Below are 20,478 nucleotides of genomic sequence, written 5' to 3' on the forward strand. Positions count from 1 at the left end.
GAGGCATTCTTTTATATTTCCACACCCAGTTTTTTCATCTAACTCAATATTATCCCATAGGCACGTTGTCCCTAACCTTTAGCAAAGCATCGAAATCCTAAGATTTAGAGAGTATTTAAAAGAAAATCTATTCCTCATAGAGGGAGTTTTTTGCAATATTTAAACATATACACCATAACTTTTAAGGTACGGAAAACAATAGTTAAGTGATCTAGGAGCAGTTTGCCGTCGCGGCAACTGCTCCTTTTGTTGTTAAAAGAGCTGGTAAGTTCAATGCAATTTACAGGCCGAGCAGGAAAGAGTATCGAAACAAAGAACCCCCGTCTATACCAGCTAGATGAGGGGGCTATTTGACGCATATGATATTGCAGCCTTTTCAATGCACTGTGAACGTGTATGCTTCGGTCTGTTATTTGGACCGAAGCCCATCATGTTTTACAGTTTCAACATGTAGCCATCTGCCGCATTACCCTCTGTCGCACGGTCATAACCCCGAATGTTTTTTCGAATGCCACCATCGTTTGAGATAATCGAAGACCGCGATATTTTACGGAAAATATTTGTACTGTATAAAAATTCCTTTCCCGGATAATAGTAATCTTAAAAAAGGAGAATCCTTTGTGTAAAAAAGGCATTATTTGCACCGTTGTTACTATTTTTATTAATAAGATGGGTTTATCTTGACATAGAAAAAGGCGTAAAAGAAGCTGCTGTGGCAGAACAAAGTCCTTTCCACTATGCTGATTTTCAGATGTATAACGAGGGACAAGATTTATATGATTCGCTCTTTTCCGATATTCAAAAATCGAAAGAGTACATTTAACCGGTGTGCATTTATTACTAGAAGAAACACAAATCAAAAACTGGGTTTCCCTACTTCACAATAAAATACCAGAAGAACTGTTGCTATTATGTGATCCGAACGGGGATTACTATTGGGACAAAGTTGAGGAAAAAAACATTAAATATTTTGCCCGGCAATGTGTCGGGCATCCTTGGGCAAATCAATTTGCTCTAGCATTAATGTGTTTATCAGACAGAAATTTAACGCCGCAATCAATCATGAATATTACTAGTGTTTTGAATGCTCGGTTTCGTGTGTGGAATTATACGTTACAGGACAAATTCTATCTGAACATTCCGATCGACAACGGCAATCTATTTTGACCGGCTATAACACATTTATGTTTAATCTAAAAAAATGGTTGGGCACTAAGTTCAGTGAAGAAAAACAGGTTGCCCTCTCCGCATATATGCTTCCAAACGTTCCCTATGACAATAGAGATTTTAGTGCTCGAACTAAGGCAATTACCAATGCGAAGACCAAGCGAAAGGAAGATACATCTGCTGTAACGCCATTATTGCCCGAAATAAGGGCTGAAGGTCATTTGAGATGGAATCAGGTCAGTAGACTTCGTGAATCATACCGTAAGGCCATAATGACCGCAAAAGAGCAAAATTTGGAGCTTCCAATTGATTTTTATTATGATGAATCGGAGTATGTTAACGAACGTTGGCATTTCAAACTATGGGATATATCAAGTTTTGATTATGTCCACGAAGGAAAGAACCGATACCGAGTTTTTAAAGATGAAGACTGCTTTATGGAGTTTATCAAAGCAGAAAAGTTAGATGATGGTACGCAAGGGGATGGCCCATGGTTCTTAGATATATTGAGGTTGAGGTTATTGGGTCAGTGGTCAACAGAATATACAACTGAGGAGCACCGTGAAAAGGTTGAGAAATACCTAAATCAGTGGGGATATGAGATCGGAGAGGATGGAAAGACAAGTGCTCCTTTTCTACCAGGTAACCCTGGGCTTTTAATGCAAGGTTTTTATGTAACGAGGACACAAAGATTATCCAACAAACTGCTAATCAACATCGAACCGATTTATGTAGCATGTATGTTTGCACGATTTGCGTTGGATATCATCACATCATCTGGCGCTAGAATAAACGAATTGCTGCAAATTAGTTATGATAAGGACTGCTGTGTAGTGACAGTCGATAAAAGTAATAGTCCCCCAAGAAAAAACTATATTTTCCGACTCACTCCTAAAGGTAGGGAAGAACCGGAGAACTATTATATGCCTGAAGATGTTTTTAAGTTTATGACTGAAATACTCAAAGTACTTAAGGAATCCTACAAGACAGAATCTGTTCCAGAAGTACAGTATGATGTAGATAGCAGAAGACATTTGATGCCAAAAAGAAAGTACATTTTTCAATACCAATCTAGACACATCAACGTGTTTTCAATAAATGCTATACTTCGATTTCTTTTACACGGCATCGTAATACAGTCGGCAGAAGGCAATCAAGTGATTCTAAAAGCTCATCTTTTGAGACATGCATTTGCTACACATGCTGTTCAAACTGAGAAAATTCCAGTTGACATTGTGAAAACGCTGCTCCATCAGAAGGATATTGAGGTGACTTCTTACTACTCAGCTCCAACAACACAACAAGTTTCAGCATCAATAAACTCACTTCATGAAAACTGGATCTCATATGTTGATATTCAAAAGGGTATCATCAGAGGTCCTGAAGAATTAAAAGAGATATATAATGATTATCGCGAGAAGGTAGGCATTATGTCTAAGGTTGTGGGTGGCATATGCACAACTGACTCGGTATGCCCGACTAAAATGGCTTGCATGGGATGCGGTGCGAAAGTTCCTCGTCCAGAGTTTAGAGAAGAAATTACAGCTTATTATAATTKGGCAGATGAAAGTGAAAAAAGATTTGAGCAAATGGGTTTACCGCTTGAAGCAAAGAAAATGAAGATCGCAAAAAATAGAGCTAAGTACGAGCTCAAGGAGATCCAGTTAATCGAAAAATCTCAAAAGGATGAAACATATGCGCCGGAAATTCGTATCTCCTCAAATAAATGAACTGGAATGGCTTCAGGCATCGTACGAACAGAAGAAAAACCGTTCATTAGAACTTGGAGTAAAGGCCATTGACACTCTTCATAATGAGGGTAAGACAGTTTCTTACAGAACAGTTTCGGATAAATCGAAAGAAATTGATCCGGACGGAAAAGGTATACACCAAAATACCATTCGAAAGAACAAAGAACTTCACAATCATTTTCTAAAACATAGTACTACTAAGGTATATAAACCATTAAAGAGGTCCCACAAGCCCTTGAATGATGATCTGGAGGCATTCAAGCACATTAAGCAGGATCGTGACATAGATCGAGTCAGACAACGTTATATGCAACTGACGAAACCCGAATTGGTTGATTTGTTAGTACGAATGGAACAATACATTGCTCATCAAAACCAAACCTGGATAAAAAGCGAGTTTGAGAAATATAACTAATGGCGAATAAGCCCTGGTTTCAGGGCTTTGATTGTATGGATAATGTTATATATGGCCTCATGTGGTGACGTACCTGTAGAGGCCGGTCACCTGAAGGGATCGGTAAATTTAGGTAGAAACACGTGAGCGACAGCTTTCGTCCTTTTAGAGGACGAGGGCTTTTTTGTTTTCAATAATTTTTAATATTAGGAGGAAATTTAAATGAGTATTTTTATTGGAGGAGCGTGGCCTTACGCAAACGGATCACTGGGCGAGTAGCAAGTTTACTGCCAGAGTGACGTGATTGCGCGGTATTTTCGGTTAAGGGGAGAGGAGGTACTTTACGTACGGATCATCCATTTCACCACGGCTTTTTGCGTTATGGGATAAACGTCATTTGACAGCGTTATTCCCGTTCGGGAAACTCAGGTCATCATACTGCATATTGAAGTTGCTCTGGTTCACTTTCAGATCAGACACACACACACAATTCACGCTCCAATTCGAGAATGCGACATACGGCAGCTGACCAGAACTGCCGTTTTCATTAAGCGAACGGGCAGGATATCGCGGAAATAAGTGGAATTTTATTTGGTAGGTAAAGTTAAGCATTCACGAATGGAGCGATCGATTAGATGATCAGGAGAACCCGCAGGTGACGCGGATTCCCGTCTCGTTCGTGCTTTCTTCCGAGCCGGTATCGTGTCAGGAGGTGCCGAGACACGTCGAGAGCATGATTGTAAAGCAGCTGAACAAGCTGGGCGGGTATTTTCTCGGAAACGCTCATTAGAGAGGAGATCCCCTTGTTCGAGCCGGACGGACCGGATGAGGATGTGCTACTAAGAGAGGGCGTTGCTGGACAATTACCTTAGGAGGCCTTCCGTCAGGGTGGTCGCCGAAATTTTCGATTAAAAAAATTATGCAACTACTTAGAAAGAAGGTATAGAAGATGATACGAGAAATTAAAGAGCAATTCACTGAAGAGATCCTTACCGAAGCAATAAAGCGATATGACATTAATAATGACACCGTTCGTTTATTGGGCGGTTATGAAAGCTTTGTTTATGAATACCAGAAAAACAATGCATTTTTCATATTAAAAATCTCACATACAATTAGAAGATCAAGAAATAATATACGGGGTGAAATTGAATTTTTAAATTTTTTGTCGAATAAAGGACTGGAAGTTTCAAATGCTGTACCATCGATCAGGGGTAATATGGTTGAAGAAATTGCTGCAGAAAATGGTTCGTTCTTAGCCATTTCATACGAAATGTCTCTTGGAAAAGAAGTGTCGGAAGAAGATTGGAATGAATCGCTTTACGAAAAGTGGGGCGAATTTCTGGGGAAAATCCATCATGCCACAAAGGGTTATGAATGGAGTAATCCGGCGTTTAAACGACAAGCCTGGGATCAAGAAGTTCAATTAAAGGCGGAGAAATACCTGCGACCTGATGATGAAATGATTTCAATTCTAAAAGAAAGATTAACAAAACTTACTTCTCTGCCCAAGTCCAAAGATACATACGGTTTGACTCATACTGATTTTCATCAAAGTAATTTTTATCTGCATAACGGAGACATTTATTTGTTCGATTTTGATGATTGCGGTTATACGTATTTCATTAACGATATCKGGATTACATTGTGTTATGCACTTTTTTATCCGTTTAAGGAATTTGAAAATAAAGCGGAATATTATAAATTGTTTTTCCGCCATTTTATGAAAGGATATCTGAAGGAAAATACAATCCAAGAAGAAGAAATAGCACATTTACAAGATTGTATTAAACTTCGATATGCATTGCTGTATATTTATTTTCATCAAGCAAACGAAGTGTCAAATTTGGATGAAAAATCAAAGAACTGGTTAAAAGAGCTTCAACGAGTAGCCGCTTCTGATGAACCTATGCTGCCGATTGACTTTGTTCAAGAATTTAAAAGCATTTATAATAGTAGTATTCATTAACCCCCTTGAAAAAGAAAAAGCAATTCCACTGGCAAGAAAGGGAACTTATAAAAAAACAGAACGAAAATCGAGGCTATATGGTGTATAACACTAAATGAACATTCAGTAGTTACAAAGCAGCATTAAATCGATTTATAGACATATGTATAAAATACGGATTTTGTGAAGCAGTCACTATTCGAACACAGCCATCAGCATTTTTTAAATCTTGTTTGTTTTGCCGGGCTCTTTGACTGCATCAAAACTGCCAACTTTTAAAACGCAGGTCAAACGCAGATCATATCAATCAATGAGACTTGTAAGCATTTCTTGATGAGATTCTCTATCTCTCGTGTAGAACCGCTTTCAAACACCGGCTATAATTATGCCATTTTGATGTCAAAAGATAACTATTTACTGTGCCACTTTAATGATACTCATAATTCCCTCTTACGAAGCAGAAACAAGAAGACACCGAGATCGGAAACTGTCCTTGCCCTTGCGTTTGTGGAACGTAACCGATCTGTGATCGAGCCCATCTTTGATCAGATTTACGTTCCAATGTTCTTCCCAATATTTGAACTTTTCCTGTTTGCTTAGGAAGGAATTGCATGATGGAACGAAAGAATGTTGTTTTGCCTGCTCCATTCTCTCCTGCAATAACTTCACCTTAATGTTTTCCAAGCTGGATTGCTTTCTAAATCGGATTTAAGTTTCTCMTTCCCGTAATCTTCTGTGCCATGCACGGTGAAGAATAAAAAGTCTGGATCTAGTTCAACAAGTTTTTCCAAACTACAGGGAGCAGAACTCGGCATCATACCTGCTGGGAGCGATTCAGCAACATTCTTTAGCTTCAAGCGATTGGCTACATCCAGTGAAAGCGTCGAATTCTTCTGTACACTAATACCCATTGGCATGATAGTAATCATCGCAAACTTTGGGTTTTGTTGTGGAAGCTTGCTTATAATGGTCTGCATTTTTTTCTCCGTTTGATCAAGCACAGTCTTAGTCTCTCCTTCTTTCCCCGCTAATTTCCCAAATAGTTCTGCAGCAGCTTTAATATCATCGTAGCTTTTAATATCTATTAAAGCCAAGGGTACTTTAGAAGAAGATAACGAATCCTTCAAGGATGCGTGGAACATAGTTTGACCTATAACCAGATCAGGTTTTAGACTCATCACTTTTTCCAAGCTAACTTGGTTAATTTCACCCACCTGTATAGCATCTTTTGATGTTTCAGGGAGAGGAATTCCCGGTGCAGTCGCTAATCCAACAGCTTTTCCTCCYACTTGATAGAACAATTCTTGAATTTCAGTGTTTAACAAAATAACACGCTGAGGTTTGTTCTTTAAAGTAATTTCTTGTTTCGTACTGTCTTTGAAAGTCAGAAAATCTCCACTCGAGGCAGCAATACTATTCGTAGGTGTAGTTGCCGTCGTCTGTTGTCCACTGACTGTAGGCTTCGGAGAAGAGGTTTCCTCAAGCTTCGCCGACGAACACCCTATCACTAATGTTGAAAAAACAATTGTACTCGCAATTACAAATCCAAGACGTTTCAAAAATTACACTCCCTTTATGTTTCATATGTCATTCATCATATAGCAATATTTAGGGTTAGTGATGACTCCAAAGTGCTATTTGATCAAGGAAGATGTGAAGAATTAAAGTCAATTTCAATTTACTTTTCAGATATGCCTATTTTTTTCTAATTAAAATTTATTTTATCCTGTTAGAGCACACACGAAAATTAATTCGTATGTACTTGGAAAGTGAAAATGCCAAAATTGATGAAGCAGACAACGGGGACCAAGCACTAATGAAAGCGAATCTAACAATTGAACATCATGCAAGACGAGTACTGGTAGATGGACAAGAGATCTCTTTAACATTGAAAGAATACGAACTATTACGTTATTTCTCTCTTCATATCGGAAAGATCTGCACACGAGAGATGCTGTTAAAAGAGATTTGGAATTGCGAAGAAAGTGGTGAACACCGAACAGTAGATACCCATATCAAGCGATTGAGAGAAAAAATGCAACTCTATTCACCAGCAGCTGCCTCTATGATTCGAACCATATGGGGAATCGGATATCGGATGGAAAAAGTTATTTAGTTCATCTGATTGTCAAAAAACGCCATTCTCCAATCACATTGGAAATGGCGTTTTTTAACAATCATTTTTTTGCAGCTAACCATTCAGCAAGTGCCTGAACATCGGGTTCTTTCAGCTTAGATTTGAAACCAGGCATCCCACCACCTCCATTTTGAATCTTGGCATCAAGTTGTTCTTCACTTAATTTCCCCCCTACTTTCACCAACGAAGGGCCAATCTTCCCTTGAAGTTCTCCACCATGACAAGACATACAGTTCCCCTTATACAGCGTTTCGGCATTGCTTGCACTGACAGAAGCAGAAGGACTTGAAGTAGATGTACTTCCCTCATGCTCCGTATGCTCTACTTTCGTACTGGAGCCACAAGCAGCTAGAACTAACATTAATCCAAAACAAGTGTATGTAAGTAACATCTTTTTTTTCATTTCAAGTACTCCTATCTTTTTATATTTGCTATCCATCCTTGTTCATAGACATAACGGGTAAGTTGAACACGATTATCCATCCGCAGCTTTTGCATAATGTTTTTTAAATGATTTTTCACCGTATGCTCAGAAATCGATAGGCCATCAGATATTTCCCGATTTGATTTGCCGCTTGCCACCCATTTTAATATCTCACGTTCCCTTGTAGTAATGGATGAATGTGCAGTTACTTCCATCTTTTCAGCGGTGGTAAATTCTTTTAAGAGACGTAAGGCTAGCTCCCTAGACATCGGAGCTTCATCAACGGCAACAGCCTTTAAATATTCATGCCATGAATCGGGGCTTAAATTTTTAAGTAAATAGCCCTGAGCACCTTTTTTCACAGCTTCAAATAAGTCCGTAATATCATCAGATACTGTCATCATCACGATCTTTACATACGGAAATTTATCCTTGATTTGTTTGGTTGCCTCAAGCCCGTCCATTAGGGGCATATTAATATCCATCAGAATGAGATCGGGCATCCACTCCTCAGTCAATGTTATCGCTTCTAGCCCGTTTTTACCTTCAGCAATGACCTCGAAAGACATTTCCTTGCTTAAAATATCGTGAACTGCTTCTCTGGMGTGATGGTGATCATCAACAATAAGAACACGAATTGGTTGAATCATCCCTTTACCTCCCTTCAAATTCTAAATCTAATTTTCATTTCGTTCTGTTCGATACCATTGAAAAAAGGCAATTCCAAGAACACTTGCATAAATGACAACGTGGTATGTCCACTACTGTGTAATAGAAAGGCGTACAAAGAATATGTGAGCCTTGTGTATACAATTGGTAAAGGGTGGATTGCGAGAAAATAATACACGCACACGCAGGGGTCAACAACAGGCCATTCATAAAGATATAACCAACCTTTTTCAAGCCTGACAAGGCGTTTCGTTAACAATCTAAGCACCGAACGTAATACGGGGATAGCCATGATATTATTGTAAAAACCTTCAGGTAATCCTGCTAAAATTAGAGGAGGCATGGCCAAATACAGGATAGATTGCTGAAGCATATGAGCGCTGAACAACAGATGACCAAATACATTAAGCGGACCTCCAAATGTCACAGTACTCTCCTTCCTTCTCACCTACTATTAATATACTCAATTACAAACATTTCAAAATGACTCATAAGGGCTATTAATCGCACAATATGTACGAAAAATCGTCAAAATTACAACTAAATATAAGTTAAGTAGCTCTTTATAGTCATGGCATCGTACAAGAAGGTGGGTATAATGACTAAGAAACGATAAATGTAAGGAGTCGAACGATTTATTATGAAAAAATGGTACGGGCTTATTCTATTTAGTGTCCTACTGGCAGGATGTCAAGATTCCAGCCATGGTGGCATGGAAATGGCAGACATGGATCACAATTCCATGGAAATGATTCAAGTTGATGTGAAAGTAATCCCTGAGCTGCCTAAGATCAAAGAACAAGTTGAACTTATTGCGACGATTACACAAGATGGGGTGAATGTTAAAAAAGCGAATGAAATCACCTTTGAAATTTGGAAAGAAGGACAATCTGATGACCACGAAAAGATAAAAGGCGTTAAAAAGTCAGATGGTGTATATGCCATTACCAAAACTTTTTCTCAAGCGGGCACCTATAGCGTGACTACGCATACAACAGCGGCAGGCATGCATACGATGCCGACCAAACAATTCAAGGTAGAAGCCAATTAGAGAGGAAGCTGAACGTGCAAGAAACAAATAGAAAAGTATGGTTAAGGTCGGTTACTCTTGTATGTATAGCAGCCATTGTTTTATGTACGGTTTACTGGGTTCAACAAGGTACTAATCCTTTACCTAAAATAAAAGTCGCTCCCGAATTTAGCTTGCAAAATTTGAAAGGAGAACAGGTCAAACTAAGTGATACTGGTGGCAAAGTTCGATTAGTCGAATTTTTCTTCGCCAACTGCACGACCATATGCCCTGTCACGACTTCCAATATGGTATTAATGCAAAATAACTTAAAGGAAAAGAAAAAATTCGGAAAAAGTGTTGCGTTTCTTAGTATAACGTTTGATCCTGAACGAGACACACCTGAGGCTTTAGAAAAGTATGCAAGTTTGCTTGGGATCGACCAAGCTGCCGGATGGCAATTGCTTAGAGGGAATGAGTCAGACGTGATAAAAACAGCGAATGATTTTGGCATCATGGCTGTCAAACAAAAAGACGGACAATTCGCCCATTCTATACGTTCTTTGTTTCTAATTGATCAAGAAGGTATGATTCGTAAAATATATGATATGGGCGATAGTATGGACAACAAAGTTATTGAAAAAGATATCAAGAAACTGTCTAAATCATCCTAAGAAAACTCCAACAACAAGGCTATCTCAGCCATTTTCTTCTTATCTCCACACTCGTTCTTCCATGATCGCAATTGATTTGCAAAATCCACCCCATTTCAAGTGCTCTCTCCTTCATGATTTTCAATCCATAACGGTCCTTATAGCTATAAGGATCGTTTCTAATTCCAACTCCATCGTCTTGATAATTTCCAAATGCCTCGAAAGATCTATTTCACCTTCAATAAACGTTAAGCGTCATACAGCCAATCTTGCTCGATGGCTTGCAGAAAGAAAATAACAGATTGCATGCAAATACAGGTAACGAAATCACTTGATAAGTGAATTCGTTACCTGTTTATTTAACTAATGGAATTTACTTAATTAATTTCGCAAAGATGCTTTTTGCAATCTGCATGCATTCAAGACGACCGACACAGAACTAAGCGCCATTGCTGTTCCTGCTACCCAGGGTGCCATATAACCCATAAATGCTAATGGGATAGCCAAGATATTGTACAAGAAAGCAAAAATCAGGTTTTGACGGATGTTACGCATTGTCTTCCGGCTTATCACAATGGCATCTGCAACGCTACCCAAGTCACTATGGAGTAAGTTGACATCTGCTGCTTCCTTCGTAATCTCCGCACCGGTACCTACGGCAATTCCGATGTCAGCGGCGGCTAGAGCTGGGGCATCATTTACGCCATCCCCCACCATTGCAACACGTTTACCTTTATTTTGTAGGAGCCGTACTAATTCCACCTTGTCCTGTGGAAGCATTTCTGCATAAACTGCTTTTATACCTGCCCTAGCTGCTACAGCAAGCGCGGTTCTCCGTTGATCCCCAGTCACCATCACCACTTCTGTACGTAACTTTTTTAACCTTCGTATGGCTTGTGGTGTAGTTGGTTTCAACGTGTCCATAAGAGCAATAATACCTTCAAGAGCACCATCCACTGCAGCGAAAAGCACGGTTTTATCTTCAATCTCTAATTGTTCTGTTACTTTAGTAAACCTCTCTATGGAAATCTCTGAATCTCTCATTAAGGATTTAGAACCAATAATAATACGGTGGTTATCTACATGCGCTATAACACCTCTACCAGCAATCACTTGCGATGAAAGTGAATCTTTCACTTGAATTCCGCGCCGAATGGCTTCTTTTACAATAGCTTTAGCAAAGGGATGCTCTGTTCCTTTCTCAGCGGCAGCAAACAGACGTAGTAATCGCTGCTCCTGACCCGAAGCAGTTATGAAATCCGTAACACGTGGAGTTCCATGGGTTAGCGTTCCAGTTTTATCTAGTAAAACGACATCGACTTCCTGTAATTGCTCAACATATTTGCCTTCTTTAAATAGAATGCCTGCTTCCATCGCTCGACTCGTACCAACCAAAATCGAGGTTGGTGTTGCTAAACCTAACGCGCAAGGGCATGCGATAACAAGGACGGCTATGGCTTTGAACATGGCCCCTTTGAAGTCGCCAGGTGTTAGCCATACGGCCCATATGCACAAGGTAAGCAATGAAAGCCCCAGCACGGTAGGAACAAAAACAGCTGCGATGCGATCAACAAACCGCGAGATCTCCGCCTTTGAACCTTGTGCTTCTTCCATCAAAAAGATCATTTTGCCAAGCGCTGTTTGAGATCCAACCGCAGTCACTTGCATGATCATGATCCCGTCCATATTTCGTGATCCGCCTATTAGAGAATCATGTTGACGTTTACCTATAGGTACGGACTCGCCAGTAATAAAAGATTCATCAACAGATGAATTGCCGTTCAATACTCGTCCATCCGTAGGAACGATCTCACCTGGTAGAACAAGCAGGGTGTCTCCGACTTTAATGTTACTTAATGGTATAGTCTCCTGTAAATGCTCCCGGCTAATAACTGTAACTGTCTGTGGGCTTAGTTCTTGTAATTGATGTATGCTCTTCATACTTCTTCTTTTGGCAGATGCCTCCAACCATTTACCAAGCAGCACAACGGTAATAATCATTGCGCTTGTCTCAAAATACACCGAATGCGGGTCCGCCATCCCCGATTGCATCATATGCATTGTCATATAATGGCTGTACATGTAAGCGCAAGTCGTACTAAGGACTACAAGCACATCCATATTGGCCGTTCTATTTTTTAATGCTTTCCATGCTTGAAAGTAAAATGGAGCACCAATGACAAATTGAACTGGTGTGGCAAGTACCCATTGAAACCATGGCTGAAGAAATAATTCGGGAATCCAAATACTGGATGTCAGGGTATAATGGCGCACCATTGCCCACAAGAGTGGCATCGTCAGTAACGCAGAAATCAGCAGTGTTGTGCCTAACCCAAACATCCTTTTCTGTATCTTATTCCCTTCCCGAGAGGTTCTTGCGGAATACCCAAGCTGCTCAATACGCGTAATAATTTGTTCTTTATAAACGGAATTAGAATCCATCTCTACGGTAGCTCGTCCYAATGGTAAATTGACTACAATCTCGCGAACGCCAGCCATCTTGCCTACGACTTTCTYAATGCGGGCAGAGCAGGCTGCACATGTCATTCCATCGATATCCAAACTAACTTTTTGATATAGGGTATCTTCATTCACTTGTCCTGCCTCCCATACAAGTCCACGTACTTACTTGCAACTATATGGGCTATGTACGAAGAACATGCTAGAATCGTTTGAACTTTTTAAAATGTAATCAATCGTAAATACCATGATTTAGACAAATTCAAGTCCAAAAATAACTCTTTCGAGTCATGCTGTTATGTTGACATTAGGAGTACATTAAGAAAGGAGGGATATTCAATGCTATTATCAAAAAAAATGTGGATTGTTATCGTTCACATAGCTATATTACTCGTTCTCATTGTCCCTAATAAATCTTATGCGCACTCTACATTAGTAGATGCACTGCCTGCGCCCAACATTCATAAGCATCGATTTTTCATTAATGGCGTTAATTGTGATCATCGTAGCTGTTTTCACTCATCTGAATCCAACGCTGTTGAACAAACCCTTATCTTGGAAGAGTCAAGTTCCAAAGGGGACTTACAGCTCCATATCTCACCCAATACGCCTGGGAAAAATGTGTTTACTTTGACATCTCACGGCCCCACTTCTTCAGCACCTAAATATGTTCATGTGTACATGAAATACTTGGACGACGATACTGTGTCCCCTATTGAGGTGCCGTTTCAACCATCGTCGGTCAATCCAGCTGCTTTCACCGCTGAAGGGCACTACTTCCCTTTCCCGGGTAAATGGCATATTGAGATCAGGGTAATGGATACAAATGATGATGAAATGGTTTATGACCACACGATAAAGATGTTTAAATCATTATAGATATTTCAAAAAAAGAGGGAGAAATAACAATGACCTACTGTTAAAGTAGAAATTAAAATTCCAGCAGAAGTCGCGGTTTCTCGTTTCGAACCTATGTCTGGATGGAAATATGAGTTAACCAAAGACAGCGCAGGTAAAATTACTAGCGTCGTTTGGTCAGCAACTGGAGAAGGACTTTCAAGTACTGAATTTGGTGAATTCAACATGCAAGGAAAAGTAGGAGATCAAGCAGCTTCTATTTCGTGGAAAGCCTACCAAACTTACAAGGATGGAAGTGTCGTTGAATGGGTTGGGGCTGCCGGTTCAGACAAGCCTGCCTCCGTAACAACGGTGAATCCAAAGCCAGCAACTGCTAAAATGGATTCAGATGGACATGATCACGGTGGTGGATCAACTGCAGCTGCACTTGACGAAGGCACTACAAATTCAAATCTTCCTCTTTATCTTTCTATTGCTGCACTTGTGCTAGGATTAGTAGCAGTAGTTGCTGCTTTTGCAAAAAAAGCTAAGTAACTTTATGCTAGGAAATGTATAAAAAAGCTCGTTTCATGCCTTCATCATAGGCTGATACGAGCTTTTTTATTTCTGTTTATTTCACTGATTTTCCGCCAATCCAGAATAGCGATCCAATGGAGCCAATAACTACAAGAAATGGTGCGACGAAAATAAGAAAATTTTCTAACATAGTAGCCCTTCTTTCCTACTTAAATTATGACCAAGCTATGATTTGCTGTGTTTGCCCTGCACATAGTTCGCATCGAACAAGAAAAGGCGCATAAGAAGATACAAAGACGGAATAAGCAATAAGAGACCCAATAGGAAGACAGAGATCAATGCAATAGCCATAGGTTCACTGGTAAAATTATCATAGATCGTTAAGTAGGGATATAGAATGTAAGGTAGATGTCCGGCCCCATAGCCGAAGAATGCAAATCCAAATTGCAGCAATACGAAAATAAATGCCAGGCCAAGACGTTTACGAGTCCATACTAGATAAATCGCAATTAGGAAACAGATAAAGGATAGAACGAAAATGAATGCATAGTCCGCCATCCGTTGAAAATGCCCCATATTATGTCCGCGGATAGCGAAGAAAACGAGAAGGCTGCTTAGAATAGTGGGACCACTCCAAGCGAGCGCGTATTTACGTACGACTTCGAATGCGCTATGATCCTTCGCCCGATTGGCGTAATAGCACAAGAACATTGCCGAGATATATAGCACGCTCATAAGAGCTAGCAGAACGACCGACCAAGAATACGTGCTTGAGAACAGTCTGCTGAACAGGAAGGTCACCTGACCTTTATCGTCGACATCGATATAACCGCCTTCGGAAATCGTCAAGACGGTTGAAAGAGAAGCCGGAATAAGAAGTCCGCTTGCCCCATATAAGAACAAGTAAATACGACTGTCTTTCTTCCCCCCATAGTTGCTAAAGGCATAGTACGATCCCCTGATGGCAAGCAGGATGATAGCTACACTTCCTGGAAGCAATAACGCAGTGCCGTAATAATACGCTGTATCTKGGAAAAAACCAACAAAACCGACAAAGAAAAAGACAAGGAACACATTAGTAACTTCCCATACGGGGGAAAGATAACGTTCGATCACATTGTTGATCAGGTGCCGTTTACCCGTTATCGTGCTGTAATAGCTAAAAAATCCAGCGCCGAAGTCAATCGAGGCTATAATTAAGTAACCGAACAGGAATAGCCATAAAATAGAAATTCCTATCACTTCATAACTCATTGCACACCTCCTCCCCCTTCTATCCCTCTTGCCACGATTTCATCCTCTGCCCGATTATTACGGAACATGCGCAACATTACCCGAATGGCCGTCAATCCGAGTACAATATAAAGAAGTGCAAAGATAATGAGCATCGTATCTACATGATCGGAGACGGTAGCTCCTTCTGATGTTTTCATGATTCCATGAAGAATCCAAGGTTGGCGACCAACCTCTGCGAAAATCCAGCCGTGCTCTATCGTCAACATTGCAAGTGGTGCAGCGAGAATAATACCGCGCAGCAACCATTTATTCGAATAAATAAGTGAACGTTTGCGCCATAATAAGAATAAAAAAATCAGTGYGATGATAACCATCATGGCAACGAAGCTCATTTTGAGATCGAACAAATAATGAATCCAAAGCGGTGGCGTTTCATCAGCAGGAATATCGTTAAGCCMTTTAACTTCAGCGTTCGGAAGTCCATGAGCGAGAATACTGAGGGCGAACGGGATTTTGACACCGTATTTGATCTCATTATCGTCCGTTAAGATACCTCCCAAGACGAGAGGAGCTTGTTTCGACGTTTCGAAATGCCATTCCATCGCGGCCAGCTTCTCAGGTTGATAATTCGCTAGATACTTACCTGACAAGTCCCCAATAATAGCGCTTGAAAGAAGAAATACACAAGCTGATATCATGCTGAGTTTGAGTGCTTTTTTGTAATATACATGATTACGTCCCTTGAGTAATGACCAAGCTGAGATAGCCGCTAAAATAAAAGCACAAGTTAGGTAAGCAGTAACGAGTACGTGTGAGACTTTAGTTGGCATAGCTGGGCTCAGCATTGCGCCAAAAGGAGAGATATCTGTTATTTTGCCATCCTTTACGGTTACACCTGCTGGCGCATTCATAAATGCATTAACCACAGTAATAAAGAACGCTGAAGCTGAAGATCCAATTACGACGGGAATGAGCATCCAGAAATGTGCCATTTTATTCTTGAAGCGGTCCCAGGTATAGAGATAAATGCCAAGGAATATCGCTTCAAAGAAGAAGGCGAATGTCTCCAAGAAGAGCGGGATAGCGATGGATTGTCCGGCTATTTTCATAAAGCTTGGCCATAATAGACTTAGCTGAAGCCCAATTGCAGTTCCCGTAACGACACCGACGGCAACGGTAATAACAAAGCCGCGAGCCCAACGCCTTGCCATAAGTAGATAATGATCATCGTTGCGTCTGATGCCTATCCACTCCGCAAGGGCGATCATAAGAGGAACCCCTACCCCAATAGTGGCAAAAATAATATGAAATGCAAGGGTCAACCCGGTAAGTATTCGACTGTACATCACTGGATCGTAGTTAGTTAGAAACATGAAAATCCCCCCTCTTTTAGTATTGTTCTTATTTAAATAGATACTTAGTTAACGAGAGCAACATAATGCTTGCTACAGCGATACATAGTATAATAAGTCGCTTTTCCTGCTTAGCAATCCGTTGATTATCGTGATTAGGTTTCATTGAACTCCACCCCTTCTTGCCGAACATAGATGTTAATTCCAGCTATACAACTATTATAAATGATAATCAAGAAAGAATGTGATTATTTTCACAATCATTGTGACGACGTTTCGAATAATCGGTAACGATCCTATGAACATCCCAAAATGCTATCCTTCTCGACATTTTAATTTACAAAAATAAACGTCAAGAAGGATAATTTCATCCAGAGTGATGATCTCACTCGATTTCTTTTATACTTCGATCTGTGAAAAATCGGTTGGCGTTCTGAGATTAGAAACTGAACCCCCATTATTCTTTATGTGCACCATCTCTTCATTATCTAAAAGCTTGTAGAGAACTGACATTGAAACGACTAGTACTAGATCTATAAAAATGATGGAAAGTGTAGGGTAATCTGAAATCACCATAACACCTAGCATGGCCCCCATCATGCCCCCCATTATTCCTGCTAACATGCCATCCAGAGAAGCTAGCAAATGTAATGACTTGCCAGATACATAACCGATGAGCATGCCAAATGTAACGCCTATCACCGTTGAAAGAAATAAAGTTGTTACGAGAATTCCTGCAATTGTACCAACAACTAAGCTCGATACCATGGCAATTGTCATCGCAGCCATCATACCTGTCATTTTAGATAAGTACGCGCTCTTCGATCTTAAATGGAAAAAGAGTACTATGGCTACTAAGAGAACGAAAATCAATGAAACTATACTTGTATTAATGGTTAGCTGTGATGGACCCATTTGCATATCTGTTGACGAATCCGCTCCATGTTCGTGAGCAGAGACTGTTAAACTTGGAAGTATCGTACTCATCAGAGCACTTAATCCCAATACTTTACTAAGGTTACGTTTCATTGAGCAATCACCTCAAATCCTTTATTTTCAATTGCTTCTTTAAGTAAATCTGATGTTATCGTGGTATTCGCATCATCATACACAATGTGAACAGATTTATTCTCTAAATCAACTGATCCCACAGCACCAAGTTGTCTTAACGTACTTTCAATTGCATTTACACAATGACTGCATGACATACCTTCCACTTTGAAAATTAATTTACTCATGTTATTCCTCCCATTTCAAATTTACAATTGCCTCTTAACTACTGTATTCTTGTGTGTGAACACATAGTTCTTTTAATAAACTTTGATTATTTTAATGTCAATCTTCTGAATCATCTTGACGATTAATAACTTTTGACCATATCCAAAAGAGGGTAAAGGTTCCTATCAACAGTAAGAAAAAGAAAACAGGAAAGAACTTCCCGGCATTCATATGCATATCCGACATATTCAATTACTTTCTCCTCCTTGAAAATCATCCACTGGAAACGATATTTTTTGTAATCGTAGAGCATTTAATATAACGGTTACTGAACTAAGCGCCATCGCTGCACCAGCTAACCAAGGCATCATTAAGCCTGTCATTGCAATGGGAATACCGATAGCATTATAAATTAGCGAACCAACCATATTCTGCTTGATGTTATCGATCGTCTTTCGGCTAATTAGAATGGCTTGAGGTATACGCATTAAATTATTATTCATTAACGTAATATCTGCAGCCTCAATTGCCACATCCGTTCCGTTACTAAGTGCAATGCTAAAGTTAGCACTAGCCAGGGCAGGAGCATCATTAATACCATCGCCAATCATCAACACTTTTTTGCGCGATTTCCTCAAATCTCGGATGACTTGGGCTTTACCTTCAGGGAGAACACCTGAGATCACATGATGAATACCTGCCTTATCCGCTATAATGCGCGCTGTTTCCTCCTGATCTCCTGTTAACATGATCACTTCCTTCCCCATTTTTCTTAACTCTCTGATGGTAGCTACAGATGAGCTCCTTAATTCATCGGTTACTGCCAATACCCCTGCGAATGTTTGATCAATCGCAGCAAGCATGACCGTTTTACCTTCCAGCAAGAGTCTCGAGATTTGATCTTCCCCATCAGCAAAGTTCACCTTATTCGAGAGCAACCAATTCTTAGTCCCAACAATGACCGTATGTTCACCAACTTTGGCCTGAATACCCATTCCAGGATTCGCGGTGAAGTCAGTTGCCTCCATCAATGTTAAATTCTTATTTTGCGCTGCTTGCAAGAGGGCTGCAGCTACAGGGTGCTCGGATAATGTTTCAGCAGAGGTAATAATCCTAAGGAACTCATCCTCTTCTCCTAAGTGAACCATCATATCTGTCAACACTGGTTTTCCCAGTGTAAGTGTCCCTGTTTTATCGAAAACAACGGTATCGGTCTTGTGCAGATTTTCAAGCTGCTCGCTTCGTTTGAATAGAATCCCATGCTCTGCCGCTCTACCTGATCCCGCCATGATTGAAGTAGGTGTTGCCAGCCCTAATGCGCATGGGCAAGCAATCACTAGCACGGAAATTGCCGCTTGCATGGCATCGCCTAAATCCTGTGACGTTAGCCAAACATACCAAACGATAAAGGTAGCAATAGCAATAACAACCACGATTTGAACAAAAAATTCAGAAATAACATCTGCCACTCGCTGTATGGGAGCTTTCGTGCTCTGTGCTTCGCTTACAAGTTGAATAATTTGATGGAGCATTGTCTCCTCGAGTTTTTTATCTACACGAAATGTAACGCTTCCTGTCTTGTTTAGCGTGGCACCGAATACCAAGTCTCCCTCTGTTTTTTTAATTGGAATACTTTCTCCCGTCAGCATRGACTGATCTATGTAGGTTGTCCCCGTTAGAATTACGCCATCAATGGGGATTCGCTCTCCAGGTTTCAATCGAATGACATCATGAATCTGAAGTTCTTCAATCGGAATTAGACTTTCTATGCCATTGCGAACGACTGTGGCTGTTTTAACCTGTAGATTCGTTAACTTTTCAATGGCAAGCCCAGTTCGCCCTTTGGTTATCGCTTCAAGCCATTTTCCCAATTTAATAAACGTAATTAAGAACGCGCTCGTCTCAAAATAGGTCATATTCATAGCCCCTGCAGAAACTGACCATGCTATGGATAGATACACACTGTAGCTGTAAGCTGCTGTGGTACCAATCACCACGAGTACATCCATATTGGGCGTTCTATTACGTATTGCATAATAAGCTCCCTTATAAAAGGGTAATCCAAAAACGAACTGGATCGGAGTAGCTAACAGAAACTGAATCCATGGGTTTAACAATAATGCTGGCACAGGAATAAATGAGGTAAATGTAAAGTGTGTCATCATTGCCCACAAGAGTGGCAAGCATAGAAGTGCGGAAAGAATAACCTCCATTTTCTTGCTTTGTAGGTTTCTTGCATGCTCTTGATGGGTTAGATTCCTCTGCTGAAGTCTAGCTGTGTACCCCAGTGTTTCTACTTTATGAATAATTTGAGCCGTTGAAACATCCTCTTTCGTAAATGCCACGTAGTCTGTTTCCAAAGCTAAATTGATACGAACCTGACTCACCCCAGGAAAGCGTGATATCACTTTTTCGATCCTGTTTGAGCAAGCTGAGCAGGTCATGCCTCCAATATCCAAAACAATATGTTGACTTTCTGACGTAACCATGGAAGTAAATCCTCCAATTCTTTCATAGTGGATTATAAATAGTTCTTTCATATCCACTATAAAGAATTTAAGCAATTTACAAATGACTCGAAAGAGCCATAGTTGTGCCGTATTCGTAATCATTGTGTGAAGATTCGGTTACATAGAAATGATGAAACGAAAAAACGCTAATTGCAGGAAGTTTGCAGTTTAGCGTT

General features: G+C 40.2%; 19 protein-coding genes and 2 pseudogenes. 9 read left to right on the forward strand and 12 right to left on the reverse strand.

Annotated elements, in window-relative coordinates; translation table 11 throughout:
- The first annotated feature begins 1,100 nt into the window (after positions 1–1,100).
- From AB4114_RS30640 to AB4114_RS30655, 4 genes and pseudogenes are all read left to right on the forward strand, one after another.
- Complete coding sequence (locus AB4114_RS30640; RefSeq protein WP_441991800.1) at positions 1,101–2,897, forward strand: site-specific integrase; 1,797 nt, start codon at positions 1,101–1,103, stop codon at positions 2,895–2,897.
- On the forward strand, positions 2,863–3,333 hold the full coding sequence (locus AB4114_RS30645) for a hypothetical protein (protein WP_441991801.1): 471 nt from the start codon (positions 2,863–2,865) through the stop codon (positions 3,331–3,333). The genes AB4114_RS30640 and AB4114_RS30645 overlap by 35 nt, the downstream gene beginning before the upstream one ends.
- A 201-nt stretch (positions 3,334–3,534) precedes the next feature.
- Positions 3,535–3,660: pseudogene (locus tag AB4114_RS30650) on the forward strand (class I tRNA ligase family protein); the annotation flags it as partial.
- A 601-nt stretch (positions 3,661–4,261) separates the two neighbouring features.
- Positions 4,262–5,281 carry a phosphotransferase enzyme family protein gene (locus AB4114_RS30655; protein ID WP_441991802.1) on the forward strand — a complete coding sequence of 340 codons (1,020 nt, stop codon included), beginning with the start codon at positions 4,262–4,264 and terminating at the stop codon, positions 5,279–5,281.
- A gap of 406 nt (positions 5,282–5,687) precedes the next feature.
- Here AB4114_RS30655 and AB4114_RS30660 read toward each other — a convergent pair whose 3' ends face one another.
- On the reverse strand, positions 5,688–5,921 hold the full coding sequence (locus AB4114_RS30660) for an ATP-binding cassette domain-containing protein (protein WP_441991842.1): 234 nt from the start codon (positions 5,919–5,921) through the stop codon (positions 5,688–5,690).
- A gap of 4 nt (positions 5,922–5,925) precedes the next feature.
- Complete coding sequence (locus tag AB4114_RS30665; RefSeq protein WP_441991803.1) at positions 5,926–6,819, reverse strand: ABC transporter substrate-binding protein; 894 nt, start codon at positions 6,817–6,819, stop codon at positions 5,926–5,928.
- A gap of 257 nt (positions 6,820–7,076) precedes the next feature.
- On the opposite strand from AB4114_RS30665, the gene AB4114_RS30670 reads away from it, so the two are divergent.
- Complete coding sequence (locus AB4114_RS30670; RefSeq protein WP_441991804.1) at positions 7,077–7,376, forward strand: winged helix-turn-helix domain-containing protein; 300 nt, start codon at positions 7,077–7,079, stop codon at positions 7,374–7,376.
- 61 nt (positions 7,377–7,437) lie between these two features.
- On the opposite strand, the gene AB4114_RS30675 is transcribed toward AB4114_RS30670, so the two are convergent.
- From AB4114_RS30675 to AB4114_RS30685, 3 genes are read right to left on the reverse strand one after another with little or no spacing between them, the layout of a single operon-like run.
- Entirely contained in the window at positions 7,438–7,800 is a 363-nt protein-coding gene (locus AB4114_RS30675) for a c-type cytochrome (RefSeq protein WP_441991805.1), read from the reverse strand.
- 11 nt (positions 7,801–7,811) lie between these two features.
- Entirely contained in the window at positions 7,812–8,471 is a 660-nt protein-coding gene (locus AB4114_RS30680) for a response regulator (protein ID WP_441991806.1), read from the reverse strand.
- A 14-nt stretch (positions 8,472–8,485) separates the two neighbouring features.
- Positions 8,486–8,863 (reverse strand): hypothetical protein, encoded by a 378-nt coding sequence (locus AB4114_RS30685; RefSeq protein WP_441991843.1) that lies wholly within the window; start codon positions 8,861–8,863, stop codon positions 8,486–8,488.
- Positions 8,864–9,130: 267 nt separating this feature from the next.
- Here AB4114_RS30685 and AB4114_RS30690 point away from each other — a divergent pair, with 267 nt between their 5' ends.
- Both AB4114_RS30690 and AB4114_RS30695 read left to right on the forward strand, forming a co-directional pair.
- Complete coding sequence (locus AB4114_RS30690; protein WP_441991807.1) at positions 9,131–9,541, forward strand: FixH family protein; 411 nt, start codon at positions 9,131–9,133, stop codon at positions 9,539–9,541.
- Positions 9,542–9,555: 14 nt separating this feature from the next.
- Entirely contained in the window at positions 9,556–10,173 is a 618-nt protein-coding gene (locus AB4114_RS30695) for an SCO family protein (protein WP_441991808.1), read from the forward strand.
- A 360-nt stretch (positions 10,174–10,533) separates the two neighbouring features.
- On the opposite strand, the gene AB4114_RS30700 is transcribed toward AB4114_RS30695, so the two are convergent.
- On the reverse strand, positions 10,534–12,747 hold the full coding sequence (locus AB4114_RS30700) for a heavy metal translocating P-type ATPase (protein WP_441991809.1): 2,214 nt from the start codon (positions 12,745–12,747) through the stop codon (positions 10,534–10,536).
- 204 nt (positions 12,748–12,951) lie between these two features.
- Here AB4114_RS30700 and AB4114_RS30705 point away from each other — a divergent pair, with 204 nt between their 5' ends.
- On the forward strand, positions 12,952–13,491 hold the full coding sequence (locus AB4114_RS30705; RefSeq protein WP_441991810.1) for a hypothetical protein: 540 nt from the start codon (positions 12,952–12,954) through the stop codon (positions 13,489–13,491).
- A gap of 45 nt (positions 13,492–13,536) precedes the next feature.
- Positions 13,537–14,004 (forward strand): annotated as a pseudogene (locus AB4114_RS30710) (DUF1775 domain-containing protein); the annotation flags it as partial.
- A 76-nt stretch (positions 14,005–14,080) separates the two neighbouring features.
- Here AB4114_RS30710 and cydS read toward each other — a convergent pair.
- From cydS to AB4114_RS30740, 6 genes are all read right to left on the reverse strand, one after another.
- A complete protein-coding gene (gene cydS / locus AB4114_RS30715) occupies positions 14,081–14,176 on the reverse strand; it encodes a cytochrome bd oxidase small subunit CydS (RefSeq protein WP_441991811.1) in 96 nt (31 codons plus the stop codon).
- 35 nt (positions 14,177–14,211) lie between these two features.
- Entirely contained in the window at positions 14,212–15,240 is a 1,029-nt protein-coding gene (locus AB4114_RS30720; protein ID WP_441991812.1) for a cytochrome d ubiquinol oxidase subunit II, read from the reverse strand.
- Complete coding sequence (locus AB4114_RS30725) at positions 15,237–16,595, reverse strand: cytochrome ubiquinol oxidase subunit I (protein WP_441991813.1); 1,359 nt, start codon at positions 16,593–16,595, stop codon at positions 15,237–15,239. The genes AB4114_RS30720 and AB4114_RS30725 overlap by 4 nt, the downstream gene beginning before the upstream one ends.
- A gap of 378 nt (positions 16,596–16,973) precedes the next feature.
- The gene (locus tag AB4114_RS30730; RefSeq protein ID WP_441991814.1) at positions 16,974–17,603 is read right to left on the reverse strand and encodes a hypothetical protein; all 630 of its coding nucleotides are present in this window, start codon (positions 17,601–17,603) and stop codon (positions 16,974–16,976) included.
- The gene (locus tag AB4114_RS30735) at positions 17,600–17,812 is read right to left on the reverse strand and encodes a heavy-metal-associated domain-containing protein (RefSeq protein ID WP_441991815.1); all 213 of its coding nucleotides are present in this window, start codon (positions 17,810–17,812) and stop codon (positions 17,600–17,602) included. Before AB4114_RS30735 ends, AB4114_RS30730 begins: the two co-directional genes overlap by 4 nt.
- Before the next feature lie 228 nt (positions 17,813–18,040).
- Positions 18,041–20,281, reverse strand: coding sequence for a heavy metal translocating P-type ATPase (locus AB4114_RS30740; protein ID WP_441991816.1), 2,241 nt, complete (start codon positions 20,279–20,281; stop codon positions 18,041–18,043).
- Positions 20,282–20,478: the final 197 nt, after the last annotated feature.

This window comes from Paenibacillus sp. 2RAB27, assembly GCF_052115445.1.
In the GTDB taxonomy this organism is placed as follows: domain Bacteria; phylum Bacillota; class Bacilli; order Paenibacillales; family NBRC-103111; genus Paenibacillus_E.

Excerpts from the sequence above, each read along its gene's own strand:
- AB4114_RS30690 (WP_441991807.1), top strand. The coding sequence starts at position 9,131 with ATGAAAAAATGGTACGGGCTTATTCTATTTAGTGTCCTACTGGCAGGA.
- AB4114_RS30645 (WP_441991801.1), top strand. The coding sequence starts at position 2,863 with ATGCGCCGGAAATTCGTATCTCCTCAAATAAATGAACTGGAATGGCTT.
- AB4114_RS30730 (WP_441991814.1), bottom strand. The coding sequence starts at position 17,603 with ATGAAACGTAACCTTAGTAAAGTATTGGGATTAAGTGCTCTGATGAGT.
- AB4114_RS30735 (WP_441991815.1), bottom strand. The coding sequence starts at position 17,812 with ATGAGTAAATTAATTTTCAAAGTGGAAGGTATGTCATGCAGTCATTGT.
- AB4114_RS30685 (WP_441991843.1), bottom strand. The coding sequence starts at position 8,863 with ATGCTTCAGCAATCTATCCTGTATTTGGCCATGCCTCCTCTAATTTTA.
- cydS (WP_441991811.1), bottom strand. The coding sequence starts at position 14,176 with ATGTTAGAAAATTTTCTTATTTTCGTCGCACCATTTCTTGTAGTTATT.
- AB4114_RS30670 (WP_441991804.1), top strand. The coding sequence starts at position 7,077 with ATGAAAGCGAATCTAACAATTGAACATCATGCAAGACGAGTACTGGTA.
- AB4114_RS30675 (WP_441991805.1), bottom strand. The coding sequence starts at position 7,800 with ATGAAAAAAAAGATGTTACTTACATACACTTGTTTTGGATTAATGTTA.
- AB4114_RS30705 (WP_441991810.1), top strand. The coding sequence starts at position 12,952 with ATGCTATTATCAAAAAAAATGTGGATTGTTATCGTTCACATAGCTATA.